Origin of the sequence: Bacillus sp. KH172YL63 (assembly GCF_011398925.1) — a bacterium.
GTDB lineage: Bacteria > Bacillota > Bacilli > Bacillales > Bacillaceae_B > Rossellomorea.
In genome coordinates this window covers 2,509,947-2,522,461 of sequence record NZ_AP022842.1, presented here as the reverse complement: position 1 = coordinate 2,522,461, position 12,515 = coordinate 2,509,947, and the positions used below count along the sequence as shown (strand labels likewise).

Genomic DNA, 12,515 nt, shown 5'->3' with positions numbered 1-12,515 from the left:
GGCTCTTTTCGCATTGATTATTGGTATAAATAAGGGTTAATGTGGGGATCTACGGTAATTTTAGACTGCGGAATAAAAATTGCCATAGCAATGAATCAAGGACAGTGTACTTTAATCAGTTAATTCAGTGGATTTTTGGTTTTTATCTTCGATGGTTGATTCTCGCTGCAGATGCTCGACTCCTGCGGGAACTGATGGACAGGTGAGACCCCGCAGGACGAAGTCCGAGGAGGCTCACCGCCATCCCCGCGGAAAGCGAGCATCCCTCGCTGAAATCAACCGCATCTCTCTTTTCTTAATAGCCACAATGTAACACTTGTCCCAAAAGAATCCAGTAAGCCTAATCATCTGCTTTCCCTGACATTGTTCATTCTTACCCAAAGAACAGATAGTCAGGGATTTCGTGTATACCGATATGATCGTTTCTGCATATCATATAAAAAAGGCGATTAAGGGTGAGGGGAGAATGAAGAAGCGGAAAGAGCCAAGATTCAGGGTAGGGGAAACGGTAGTCGTAACCATCTATGGGACAGTCGGGAAAATAACCGATATTAAGAAGCTTGACGGAGAATTTTTATACGAAGTGAACGATAGTGAAGGACTATTCAAGGAGAAGGCATTAGAACTGCTGGATTCTTATGATGGATATATTTTCGAACAAGAACAAATCGATATAGAATATAAATTCCTGTTCGGTGACCTTGTGGTTGTGAAAGGTTATGATGAGGATCTCTTTAAAGTGGTGGGATTCAGGACAGAAATATGGAGATATAAAGATGACGCTTGGGAAGACGTGATCTATGAGTTGATGAGGATAACCGATGGAGAGTGGCTGGAGGCTGATGAAGACGAAATCACCCTTGTGGCAGATGAGGAGCAGGCCGAAGCATTCATAAAGAAATATGGATTCGTGTTTCCACAAAAGAAAGAAGGCAAAGCAAAGCATCTTTCACCTGCTTCCCCGAAACCGAGTTGGATAGACCAGCTGCTTGACCATTACAATGACTATAAAACTCTCTATCTCTTATTTCAGGATAGTAAATATAAAAGTAAAATGGATTATGTGATTGAACAGCTGAAGGCACACACAAGTTCCTCCTCGGCCATCAAAGAGAAGGAATAAGCCACATGATATACAGGAAGACAGGGACACTGATCACCAAGAACGACACCAGTACAATACGGAGGATCCACTGCATGCCGGAAACAATCATGCCCTCCCCGTTCTCCAAATCCTTTAACAGCGTTTTCGTTTTCTGAGTGAATGATGTGATCATCGAATCTCCCCTTTTCCTGTGATGATAAAGTCTATGCTTGTCTGAAAGGTGTTATGAAAACTTTTTTCTGCTGTCATATCTGGAAGGGGATTGTCATAAATTGAGAAGCAAAGGGGGCGATCATATGCGGGAGATTGAAGTGTTTATCGATACGGAAGAAATTGCAGAGTTCTTTATGAAGGAACTGATTGCAAGAGGATACGTACCGTCAGAAGATGAACTGGAAGAAATAGCGGATATCACATTCGAGTATCTGATTGCCAAGTGCATCATCGATGAAGAATGGGAAGAAGATGAATAGATTTCTTTAGGCTGTGAGAAGAGGCCGACTACAAAGATCGTCCATTCAAATACCGGAATTTAGCCCTAAAGTGTCTTTCATGATTTCAGACAGGAATCATGGGAGGCGCTTTATTTTCGCTGCTCTCTTTTCAGCGTGAGAAGTACTGACGTCTTTGTTTTCCATTTCTTTGACATGGAGAAATGCCGTGGAGTAGGCAAGGAGGAGAGTGGCATCATCACATCAATGGTTTGATCGGTGAACCAATCGGACGTGGGAACAGAAATCAATGCACTTTCATCCCAAACATCACGTAAGAAAGGACTGTACAGCCGGGAAGGAGTGTCATGGCTTGTATAGATGTGCGGCCAATAATCAGATCTTGACCCTGTGTGGACATGATGATTGGCAAAAGACAATGCAGAAGGATAAACGGATTGATGAAAGAGGATCTGATACAATCGCTTTCCCAAGAGAATCCTCCGATGTACCTGCTCAAAGTGGGATACCCCATGCCCTGCAAGGGAAAGCGGATGGCGCTCTCCATGGGGGAATAGAATGGAGGCAAACTCCAATCGATCCTGCAGGAGGAATTTCCATTTTTCCACTCCGAAATTGACCTCAGGTTGCAGTAGTATCCTGTTTTCGACCATATGCTGCTCGTTCATGATCATCGCGACAGTTAACATCGATTGGTTCCCATTCGAGAGAAACCGATCCCAAACCGTCCTCATGAACGCGGACACATGAAACTTCCTTAAAAGGTGAAAGAATGTTCGGCCCGTTTCCTTCCACTTTTCATACAGTAACAATTGAGGGAAAGCATCCCGGAAGATTGCAGCATTACATAAATCAAGAAACGAGAACAAATCGGCTTGTTCCCTTTCCGTCAAAAATGCGGAGAGCAAACGGCTTCGGATGTCAGTCATGTGATATCCTGCATTTCTTGAAACCATGTGTGCAAGAAATGCCCAATGAATGTCAGGATGTTTATTGAAAAATGAAAGATAGAAAGTGGTCCTTGTCACATTATCCCTGTTCCCAGCTTTTACTTTTTCCGAAATTTCATCATACACCTTGAGGTCATGAGAGTAGTAAATGTCCAAAGAAGGAAGTTGTCTGATATTCTCATACAACTGGATGATTTCACTTTCTTGGAGTACAGGTATCCTGTGATTCCTACGGCCTTTGCAATGGTTGAAAAAGCAGTCTGGAATGATCATTTGATGACACCTCTTTCAGGCAGATTGAGCAATTATAGGTTGACTGAAACCAAGCGGTCATTCAAAACGTATATAGATCATGATGATAAACTAAACTTTAGGAGGTTTTACCATGTTTAAAAAAATCATCAAACGTTTACTTGCGTCTCAGCATCATCATCACAGCTCCAGTGACGGGTGGAAAAAATATAAAAAAACAAAACACCAACATTATGGATATAAGCACTACAAAAAACATAAGAGCAAAAGCTATTTCTCAAGCTTCTTCAGCAGCTGACGATTGAGTGCAGATCAATGATCCAAGTTCTCTGGCGCATGCTGATCAATGTTTTTGAACAAAGGTGGAAGCCGGGTCAATCGATGGATGGCCTGCAGATCATCTCCTATGTGGGCAGCGGAAGCTATGGATCCACATACTCGGTCAGGCTCCCAGACGGTGATCCTGCGATTTTGTAGAGATTGCGCCCATACAAAAAGTTATTTTCCAATCACGTCCAATATGTCGAAAATGAAGTCAAAGCGCTTCAAATTCTGACTCACCCCCAATTTCCGGCTTTTTTCGGAAGTGGGAATGTTCACGGGACACCTTATATGTTGATGGGGAAGATGGAAGGTCGCACGTTTGAAGAATTGACCTTTCAAGAAGGAGAAAAGTATTCAGAGGCAGAATCCTTACAGTTAGGTTTACAATTGATAGAGCTCGTTGATTGGATTCATCAAAAAGGCTATGTTCATCGGGACTTGAGGATTCCAAACATCCTTTATCATCAGGGAAGCCTGAACATCATTGATTTCGGGCTTGCATGTGAAAGGCAGAGTGATGGGGAAGAGAAATTCACTCATAGTGATTATATGCGGGGGAAATCGAATAAAAGTGATTTTTATGCAATCGGACATTTTTTGATTGTTCTTATTGTATTCATCCTATGATCCTGGAGAGAAAAGAGAAGAATGTTGGGAACAGGAGCTCGCTGTCAGTCCGGAAACAAAAAGGGTGATCCGCAGACTTTTGCTGATCGACCCGGGCTACCAGGATTGTAAAGAGATCATACAGAAGATGTCAAACTTATTGCATAGTTTAAATGAGAGATAATTGAGGGGGAAGAAAACATGTCATTTTTTAATAAAGTATTTGCTTCAATCGGAATCGGAGCAGCAACAGTTGATACCAAACTCGAAAAATCGAGCTACCAGGCAGGGGAAACGGTAAAAGGCGTTGTGGAAATCACTGGGGGGAATACAGATCAAAGTATAGATGCCATATACCTCACACTGTTCACAACGTACATCCGGGAATCAGATGATAAGAAAGTCACAGACTATGCACCGATTCAGAAGGTTCAAATATCAGAGCCATTCACCATCAAAGAAAATGAAAAGAAGGAGCTGTCATTCACCTTCACATTACCATTTGAAACTCCGATCACCTATGGGAACACGAGGGTGTGGGTAGCAACGGGAGTGGATATTAAAAATGCGGTCGACCCGAAAGATAAAGATTACATTGAAATCGTCCCGAATGCTTTGACCAATGCCATTTTAGAATCCATTCAGGCCCTTGGTTTCAGAATCCGCAAAGTGGAGTGTGAAGAAGCATCAGGCCGTTTCAGAGGTCGCTACCCGTTCATTCAGGAATATGAATTTGTCCCAGTGAATGGACCATTTCAACGTAAATTGGATGAACTTGAAGTTGTGTTTCTAAATCAAACTGAAAAGCAAGTGGAGTTGCTTCTTGAAGTGGATAGACGAGCAAGAGGCTTGGGAGGATTCCTGGCTGAAGCGTTGGATATGGACGAATCCGTGATTAGCATGACGATTTCCACGTCGGATCTGCCACGTCTGGAGTCAATCCTTCAAAATGCAATCGATCAATTTGCTTAACAGGCAGATTCGACAAAGGTTCCTATATTTCTGTGAAGGATTCGACAAGGCCGGTGTGTAATAGTATGAGTACAACATAATGACGGAGGGGTGCTCATGGCTTTACTTGAAAGAATCATTCGTCCCAGGCTCTTGAGATCTACGTATGACTTGACGATTTTCCAAACACCACATTACGGGGAAGACAAGGGATATGAGAAGGTATATCGTTTCTCGGTTGAAGCAAATAATCATGAAGAAGCCTTATACGAAACTTTCAGGACGTTCAACGTGCCAGACTTGATTCCTAAGGATTATGAAGGCAGATACATCGCAACGCGGGATATTGTCTTTATTGATGAAGGCAGAAGAGGTCATTACTATTACCGTCTTCAGCCGAACGGATGGAAAAGAGTGAACCGGATTGTTATTCTATGAAAGATTGAAATAAAGGGAAAGAAGCTGATTCACATGGGTTTCAGCCATAGTAAATCCGAACGAGTGATTGGGTACATGACTCGTTCGGATTTTTTTGTATTCAAGCTTCTTTCATTCATTACTGATTGCGTCACAAGGCAAAGACTCCATCCGCACTGTTTTGTTGAAACTGCAGGAGGAGATCTTTTGATGCATCTGTTTCAACCTTTATTCGTTATGACCAGGTCCGTTTTTGCGATTAGAAGCCTGATTTTCTTTCCCGTGTGCCTGATGCTCAGCTTCTATCGCATCGCTCGGGATATGATTGTTTTTCTTGGGTGAATTGATTCGGTTCCGGTGTTTTTTTCCCATTTTCCATCAGCCTCCTCTTTAAGATTTCCGCTTTTCTGTTCTTGACGAAGTTGGTTGTGTACGGGAGCGGGTAGAAGGGTTGGTTTCATTTGCGTGTTGTACAGCTTGTTCCAGTTTCTTGCTCATCTTTTCTTTTGTCATGTATATCCCTCCTTCTGCCATTATCTTTTCCCCATGTTTCATAAGCTATCCTTCCATTTACTAGCGTTGCATATGACTTGAAAAAGGATTACAATGGTGTTTCAACAGTCTTGTTAGGAGGAAGTAGAATGAGTGTACATATTAATGCAAAAGAAAATGAAATTGCAGAAACGGTATTATTACCTGGAGATCCGCTGAGAGCGAAATACATTGCTGAAACATTCCTTGAAAATCCAGTATGTTACAATGAAGTCCGTAACATGTTTGGATACACGGGAACGTATAAAGGAAAACGCATATCCGTCCAAGGAACTGGAATGGGTGTACCATCCATCTCCATTTACATCAATGAACTCATGCAAAGTTACAACGTAAAGAACCTGATCCGTGTCGGTACTTGCGGGGCGATCCAAAAGGATGTTAAAGTGCGCGACGTCATTCTTGCAATGACTTCATCCACGGATTCCCAAATGAACAAACTGACTTTCAACGGGATCGATTATGCTCCGACAGCCAACTTCGATCTTCTGAAGCGTGCATATGATGCAGGTACTGAAAAGGGTCTTAACCTTAAGGTTGGGAATGTTTTCACTGCTGATATGTTCTATAATGACAACGCAGAATTTGAAAAGTGGGCGCAATACGGCATTTTAGCCATTGAGATGGAAACAACCGCTCTATACACACTGGCATCTAAGTATGGAAGAAATGCCCTGTCAGTACTGACTGTGAGTGACCACATCCTGACTGGTGAAGAAACGTCTGCTGAAGAACGCCAAACGACATTCAATGAAATGATTGAAGTTGCCTTAGAAGCTGCTATCCAAGAGTAATGAAGAATAAAAACTGTCCATTTTCCATTTTGGGAGGATGGACAGTTTTTTACTTTTGTGAAGTTTCTCCTGCATACATTCACTCTCGAACATGGTAAGATGGAGGATGGAAACAATCGAGAGAAACTAGGTGAAAGTATGAAAAAGATCATCTTTGTAACTGCTTCTTCCTTGGTGATCCTATCAGGGTGTTCGCAAGTACAAGATTGGTCAGAACAATTATTTGGCCAAAAACAGCAGGAAACGAAAGAGGAACCAACTGTCAAGACGCCGGAACAGGGTGACGAACAGCAAGCGCAAGAGCCTGCAGAGAAATCTCCTGAAGAAGTCATTCCTGAGGAATTGCAGTTAGAGGCGCAGTACTTCAATGAAGTCAAAGTGGTTGACGGCAAGCAGGTTATTCAAAACCCGTCTAATCTTTTGGCACTGGTGAATAAGGAGTATGCTTTAGACGCCTACAAGCCGGTTGATTTAGTACGCCCGAATGTCCCATTTGTATTTGGGAGTCAGGAATTGGAGAAAGCCCAGCTGCGTAAAGAGGCAGCAGATCAGTTGGAAAAAATGTTTGCAGATGCAAAAAAACAGGAAATCTATTTAACAGCCATTTCCGGTTATCGTTCATATGAATATCAAAAGATGCTTCTCGAAAGGGAAATCGCCCAATTCGGTGAAGAAAAGGCTGTGATGGCCGTTGCACCGCCGGGACAAAGTGAACATCAATCTGGATTGGCAATGGACATTTCAAGCAAGAGCAACAACTTTCAGGTGAATATAGAATTTGCCGATACGAAAGAAGGGAAATGGCTTGCTCAAAATGCTTATAAATATGGATTTATCCTCCGATACCCGGAAGATAAGGTATCCATCACCCAATATCAATATGAGCCGTGGCATTTCAGATATGTGGGGATGGAAGCGGCGAAAGTGATCCACGAAAATGATTGGACGCTTGAAGAATTCTTTACGAATATGAAAAAAATATAATGCTCTCTAAAAGGACCTGCCTGGTTGGCAGGTCCTTTTTTACGTTCATACAGTGATGATTAGACGGGGATAACGGCGGAAAAACCGCACGCTTCTAACTGATGAGTCTGACTATGGGAATAACGTGAATAATTGGCATGAATAAGTAAACATTAGTAAAAAAAGGTTGAATAAGGGGTGAACACATGCATGGCACCATTCAAAATTCATTCTAAAAAGAATAAGGAAAACCAACGGAATGCCTCTGGGGAAATAACGGAAGAAGATTTTGAACCGATTGAAGGTGCCATGAAAGAAGATCTCGAAAGTAATGTATCATTTATCAAAGAGCAGTTCGGTCATTGTTCTGATTTGGTTATAAGGAGATTGAACCCTCACGATAGGATCAAAATCGCAGTAATCCATATTGAAGGATTGGCAGGCGCACAACAGATCCAAGATTCAGTCATCAAGTCAATGCTGTCCTGGTTTGATAATAACGGAAATTTCGGAGCTGAAGTTGATTTAATGATGGAATGCGGCAATTCTATCATGACGAGTGGTGAAGTGTCCTATACGGAAACATTTAAAGAAACCTTCTCCTATATATTGGCTGGCGAAGCCGCGATTTTGATCGACGGATATCCCCAGTCGCTCATCGCGATGACCAAAGATCCCACCAAGCGGGATGTAACCGATCCAAAAACCCAAAGTGTCGTTCGGGGTCCCCAGGAAGGATTCACTGAGGATATCCGAACCAATACGACATTGATACGGAGAAAGATAAAAAATGTAAACCTTCGCCATGATACGAAAGTGATCGGGAGAAATACCCATACCGATGTAAGTATGATGTATTTGAAGGGTGTCGCAGGTGAGGATGTTGTAGGGGAAGTCCATCGCAGGCTTGATGAAATTGATATAGATGGAATTCTGGAAAGTGCCTACATTGAAGAGTTGATACAGGATAGTACCCTCTCGCCATTTCCGACCATTTTCAATTCTGAACGGCCTGATGTAGTCGCTGCCGGAATATTGGAAGGCAGGGTGGCCATCTTTGTGGACGGGACACCGTTTGTATTGACCGTCCCAGTAATTTTCCCCCAATTCCTACAATCTGCAGAAGATTATTATCAGCGTACTGATTGGGGATTGATCAGATTGCTTCGCTACGTTGCTTTTTTCCTCGCCCTTTTAAGTCCTTCGTTGTTTATTGCCATTAAGACCTTTCATCAGGAGCTTATTCCTACGCCACTGATGATCAGTTTATCCGCTCAGAGGGCTGGTGTCCCTTTTCCTGCATTTGTGGAAGCTGTCATTATGGAATTGACATTTGAAATCCTCAGGGAAGCAGGTATCAGGATGCCGAAAGCCGTCGGTCAGGCGATTTCCATTGTCGGTGCATTGGTCATCGGACAGGCGGCAGTGGAGGCAGGCTTCGTAACACCGGCAATGGTCATCGTCGTGTCTGTAACGGCGATCTCAACGTTTGTATTCCCTGCTTATAACCTGGCAATCGCCGTCAGGGGACTAAGGTTTGCCTTCATGATATTGGCTGCTACGTTCGGGTTATTCGGAGTGACGGTGGGACTGTTTTTAATGATCATCCATCTGTGTAGCCTCCGTTCATTCGGCGTTCCATACATGTCTCCGATTGCCCCATATAATCAGGAAGATCAAAAGGATGCGATTTTTCATTTCCCGCTGAAATGGTCAACGAGACGGCAAAGGCTGATCGGCTCTTCAGGCATGAATCAACAGCAGTCCGACGGCAACTTCGATAAGAAATAACAGCATGAGAGGTTGATGATGAATGAAACGCATGAAGTCAGGTTTTATCATTTTGCTGACATTGTTTTTACTCACCGGGTGCTGGAATCGAAGGGAGTTGAATGAACTGGTCATTGCTTTGGCAATCGGCATAGATAAAACAGAAAACGGCTATCGCTTCTCAGTACAATTGATCAATCCCACCTCTTCGTCACAAGCTACTAAAAAAGGTGCCGTCGGACCGACAGTGAGGGTTGCATCGGCGGAAGGGGAAACATTATTCGAGGCGTGGAGAAGACTTACCCAGTCAACGCCGCGAAAAGTATATTTTGCCCATGTCCAGCTGTTGATCCTGGACGAAGAGGTAGTAAAAGGAGGCTTGAAAAGTCTCCTTGATCCCTTAATCCGGGACCATGAATTAAGAAATGATTTTTATGTAGGCGTAGCGAGGGGAAGCAGCGCTGAAGATGTAATATCCATTTTGACCATACTTGAACCGATCCCGGCCCTTTCTCTCCATTCGATGATTGCTTCATCGAGTGATCACTATGGCACCATTAATTCTTATAAATTTGATGAGTTGTTGGAGGATTTAAAGACTGATGGTAAAGAACTGGCTCTTTCTGGCATCAAGGTGGATGGAGATATTAAGGCAGGTAGAGAAATGTCAAACACTGAATCATCCAATCCGACAACCCAATTGAATCTGGATAATATGGCGGTGTTCAAGGATGACAGGTTTGTCGGGTGGTTCAATGAAAATCAAAGCAAAGGTTATAACTACTCCCAAGGGAATATTAAGAGTACAGCTGAAGTTTTCTCCTGTCCGAATGACAAAGAAGGAAAGTATTCGGTTGAAGTGATCCGTGTGGGGAGTAAAAGTAAAGCATCTATTCGAAAAGGCTCTCCTGAAGTGGTTATTGACATACAGGTAGAAGGCAATCTGATAGACGCAGAATGTGAAGTGAATCCGGTGGATGTAAAAATCCATTCTGACATCGAAAAGAAGTTAGAAAGCAAAGTAGAGAGATTGGTGAAAGAGGCGATTACGGCTTCTCAAGATGAATTCCAATCAGATCTGCTTGGGTTCGGCAGTACGGTTCACAGAAAAGAAGCAGCGTATTGGAGGGAGAATTATAAAAAATGGAATGATATCTTTCCAACCGTGAAGTCAACAGTGAAGGTGACGGCCAAAATCCACAATACCGGCACGCTTGGGGAGTCACTGAAGGAGGGTGGATGATGATTGAATTATTGTTGATTACAGGGATTTCCACATTGATGATGTTAATGGATTACCCTCAAATAAAAAAGAATAAAAAAGAGTTTATAATTTATAGCGGCATATTGCTTTTCGGTATCGGATTATTTGCAGCGAAAGCCTTTCAACTTCCTGTCCCGAATCCGTTGGATGCAGTGGTCCTCATATTTCGGCCGATAACTGAATGGATAAACAAATGGTTTATTTAAGGGGTGTTAAACATGGGAGCTCCCGTACAAAAAATTTCGCCGGGGCAATTCAGGCTGTTGGTCATGCTGTTCTCAGTGGGAAGTTCGATCCTGTTGATCCCCCCGGCCTTGATTTCAGCCAGTAAAGAAGACGGTTGGATTTCAGGTGCGATCGGCGTTTCGGTGGGGGTGCTGATTATCCTTCTATACATTGGACTGATCAAATCCCATCCCGGAAAATCGTATTTCTTTATGCTTGAGAAAACATTCGGGAAGTGGATAGGGAAAGCGATTTCCTTTCTTTATATTCTCTTTATTATCCTGCTGACCTGTGAAGTGTTAAGTAACTTAGGTGATTTTATGACGACGCAAATCATGGTGGAAACCCCGAAGATTTATATTCATCTATTATTTTTAATACCCATCATGTATGGGGTCGGGCAAGGGATTGAAGTTCTTGCAAGAACAGCACAGGCTATTTACCCTACATTTATCTTATTACTGTTCTTTCTCATCGTTTTTCTTATCCCCGAAGGTCAGTTAGAAAATCTCGAACCAGTCTTTGGGGAGGGGATGAAATCAATCATTTCAGGCGCATTCCCGATCTTGACCGTACCATATTTAGAAATGTTTGTACTGATCCTGATTTCTACCTATGTAACCGATAAAAACAAGGTGGGAAAATCATTCATCATCGGAGGAATAATGGGCGGGGCCATTTTGATTCTGATTACATTCCTGATCATACTCGTATTAGGTTACTCCTTTTCATCATTGTTAGAATATCCGACCTATGTTTTAGCGAAAAAAATCAATATTGCAGATTTTCTCCAAAGGTTGGAAATCATCGCGGCTGCGCTTTGGATTATTAGCCTGTTCTTTAAAGTCAGCATCTGCTTTTATTCCTCGGTTGAAGGGGTGAGGGAATGGATGAACCTCACAAACCATAGGGCCCTCATATTTCCGCTGGGCATTTGTGTACTCTATTTTTCCATTTCAGTATTTCCTGACAGTGCCTATTTTGCCATGATTGTCAATGATGTGGTTTTTTCGTATACACTACTATTCGGAATGGTCATCCCTTTGGCTTGTTTCATAGTCATCCGGTTGAAGAATAAATTCTCATCTAAAGGTACTTTATGACCCCGTAATCCTATTGAAGCCAAAAATATATTGCCGATTTCATTAATGAACTCACACATACCCACATATACAAGAAGTAAGGCTGTCCGATTTGTGTGAAGTGGGTGAAAAGATGTTCAGGACCTTTCTTGTCATCATTGCTGGCAGTATGTTTCTAGGTATAGGGATCAATATGTTCTTCGTTCCTCATCATTTCCTTGACGGGGGGGTGATCGGTGTCGGGCTTATAGCCTATTACTGGTTTGGGTTCAAGCCGGGACTGACCATCATCCTATTTAGTGTGCCCTTGTATATATTCGCTTTCTTTAAGAATAGAACCCTCTTTTATAACAGTGTCCATGGTTTGTGGCTTTCTTCCATGATGATCGACTTCTTTCACCACTACAGTGCATCCTTTACGCTCCCTCCGTTGATGAGTGCGATGATTGGAGGCGGGGTTGTCGGGATTGGAATCGGCCTGATGCTGCGGGGCGATTCTGCTACGGGAGGCTCAGATTTACTGGCCCAACTGATCGGAAAGAGCTTCCGCTTGAACGTGGGAAAGCTGATCTTTATTTTTGATACGATCGTCCTTCTGATCGGCTGGCCCATCATCGGGACGGAAGCATTTTTATATTCATTATTGGCGGTCAGTTCAGTCGGTTTTTTCACAACCATCCTGACACATCAAAGGGAGGGAGGGTGATTTTCCTTTCGCTGTCGGAGAAAAGCTGATAGAATAAAGAAGTTATGAGCTTAGGATTGCTCAGTACACGGTTTCATGATATTCTAAACGAAATTCACACAA

General features: G+C 42.8%; 18 protein-coding genes. 14 read left to right on the top strand and 4 right to left on the bottom strand.

Annotated features, from left to right (window positions below; all coding sequences use genetic code 11):
* Positions 1-466: 466 nt before the first annotated feature.
* Positions 467-1,123: a hypothetical protein gene (locus KH172YL63_RS12860; RefSeq protein WP_173106480.1), complete on the top strand. Its 657-nt coding sequence runs from the start codon at positions 467-469 to the stop codon at positions 1,121-1,123.
* On the opposite strand, the gene KH172YL63_RS12855 is transcribed toward KH172YL63_RS12860, so the two are convergent.
* Positions 1,107-1,277 carry a hypothetical protein gene (locus KH172YL63_RS12855; protein WP_173106479.1) on the bottom strand — a complete coding sequence of 57 codons (171 nt, stop codon included), beginning with the start codon at positions 1,275-1,277 and terminating at the stop codon, positions 1,107-1,109. The genes KH172YL63_RS12860 and KH172YL63_RS12855 overlap by 17 nt on opposite strands.
* A gap of 124 nt (positions 1,278-1,401) precedes the next feature.
* On the opposite strand from KH172YL63_RS12855, the gene KH172YL63_RS12850 reads away from it, so the two are divergent.
* Complete coding sequence (locus KH172YL63_RS12850) at positions 1,402-1,578, top strand: YozD family protein (protein WP_173106478.1); 177 nt, start codon at positions 1,402-1,404, stop codon at positions 1,576-1,578.
* 110 nt (positions 1,579-1,688) lie between these two features.
* Here KH172YL63_RS12850 and KH172YL63_RS12845 read toward each other — a convergent pair whose 3' ends face one another.
* The gene (locus tag KH172YL63_RS12845) at positions 1,689-2,780 is read right to left on the bottom strand and encodes a DUF2515 family protein (protein ID WP_173106477.1); all 1,092 of its coding nucleotides are present in this window, start codon (positions 2,778-2,780) and stop codon (positions 1,689-1,691) included.
* Between the two features lie 112 nt (positions 2,781-2,892).
* Here KH172YL63_RS12845 and KH172YL63_RS12840 point away from each other — a divergent pair, with 112 nt between their 5' ends.
* The 5 genes from KH172YL63_RS12840 (at position 2,893) to KH172YL63_RS12820 (ending at position 5,078) form a co-directional block, all read left to right on the top strand.
* On the top strand, positions 2,893-3,057 hold the full coding sequence (locus KH172YL63_RS12840) for a hypothetical protein (RefSeq protein WP_173106476.1): 165 nt from the start codon (positions 2,893-2,895) through the stop codon (positions 3,055-3,057).
* A 17-nt stretch (positions 3,058-3,074) separates the two neighbouring features.
* Entirely contained in the window at positions 3,075-3,236 is a 162-nt protein-coding gene (locus KH172YL63_RS12835) for a hypothetical protein (RefSeq protein WP_173106475.1), read from the top strand.
* 3 nt (positions 3,237-3,239) lie between these two features.
* On the top strand, positions 3,240-3,710 hold the full coding sequence (locus KH172YL63_RS12830; RefSeq protein WP_173106474.1) for a protein kinase domain-containing protein: 471 nt from the start codon (positions 3,240-3,242) through the stop codon (positions 3,708-3,710).
* A 180-nt stretch (positions 3,711-3,890) separates the two neighbouring features.
* Positions 3,891-4,661 carry a sporulation protein gene (locus KH172YL63_RS12825; RefSeq protein WP_173106473.1) on the top strand — a complete coding sequence of 257 codons (771 nt, stop codon included), beginning with the start codon at positions 3,891-3,893 and terminating at the stop codon, positions 4,659-4,661.
* A gap of 96 nt (positions 4,662-4,757) precedes the next feature.
* Entirely contained in the window at positions 4,758-5,078 is a 321-nt protein-coding gene (locus KH172YL63_RS12820) for a YodL domain-containing protein (protein ID WP_173106472.1), read from the top strand.
* 207 nt (positions 5,079-5,285) lie between these two features.
* Here KH172YL63_RS12820 and KH172YL63_RS12815 read toward each other — a convergent pair whose 3' ends face one another.
* Positions 5,286-5,429, bottom strand: coding sequence for a hypothetical protein (locus KH172YL63_RS12815; protein WP_173106471.1), 144 nt, complete (start codon positions 5,427-5,429; stop codon positions 5,286-5,288).
* Positions 5,430-5,447: 18 nt separating this feature from the next.
* Positions 5,448-5,570 (bottom strand): hypothetical protein, encoded by a 123-nt coding sequence (locus tag KH172YL63_RS21750; protein WP_269475152.1) that lies wholly within the window; start codon positions 5,568-5,570, stop codon positions 5,448-5,450.
* Between the two features lie 128 nt (positions 5,571-5,698).
* Here KH172YL63_RS21750 and deoD point away from each other — a divergent pair, with 128 nt between their 5' ends.
* The 7 genes from deoD (at position 5,699) to KH172YL63_RS12780 (ending at position 12,413) form a co-directional block, all read left to right on the top strand.
* Positions 5,699-6,403 carry a purine-nucleoside phosphorylase gene (gene deoD / locus KH172YL63_RS12810; RefSeq protein WP_173106470.1) on the top strand — a complete coding sequence of 235 codons (705 nt, stop codon included), beginning with the start codon at positions 5,699-5,701 and terminating at the stop codon, positions 6,401-6,403.
* Positions 6,404-6,541: 138 nt separating this feature from the next.
* Positions 6,542-7,387 (top strand): M15 family metallopeptidase, encoded by an 846-nt coding sequence (locus KH172YL63_RS12805; RefSeq protein WP_173106469.1) that lies wholly within the window; start codon positions 6,542-6,544, stop codon positions 7,385-7,387.
* A gap of 189 nt (positions 7,388-7,576) precedes the next feature.
* Positions 7,577-9,157 (top strand): spore germination protein, encoded by a 1,581-nt coding sequence (locus KH172YL63_RS12800; RefSeq protein ID WP_173106468.1) that lies wholly within the window; start codon positions 7,577-7,579, stop codon positions 9,155-9,157.
* A gap of 22 nt (positions 9,158-9,179) precedes the next feature.
* Positions 9,180-10,379, top strand: coding sequence for a Ger(x)C family spore germination protein (locus tag KH172YL63_RS12795; RefSeq protein ID WP_173106467.1), 1,200 nt, complete (start codon positions 9,180-9,182; stop codon positions 10,377-10,379).
* Entirely contained in the window at positions 10,379-10,606 is a 228-nt protein-coding gene (locus KH172YL63_RS12790; protein WP_173106466.1) for a hypothetical protein, read from the top strand. Before KH172YL63_RS12795 ends, KH172YL63_RS12790 begins: the two co-directional genes overlap by 1 nt.
* Positions 10,607-10,618: 12 nt before the next feature.
* Positions 10,619-11,728: a GerAB/ArcD/ProY family transporter gene (locus tag KH172YL63_RS12785; RefSeq protein WP_173106465.1), complete on the top strand. Its 1,110-nt coding sequence runs from the start codon at positions 10,619-10,621 to the stop codon at positions 11,726-11,728.
* 112 nt (positions 11,729-11,840) lie between these two features.
* The gene (locus KH172YL63_RS12780) at positions 11,841-12,413 is read left to right on the top strand and encodes a YitT family protein (protein WP_173106464.1); all 573 of its coding nucleotides are present in this window, start codon (positions 11,841-11,843) and stop codon (positions 12,411-12,413) included.
* The last annotated feature ends 102 nt before the right edge of the window (positions 12,414-12,515 follow it).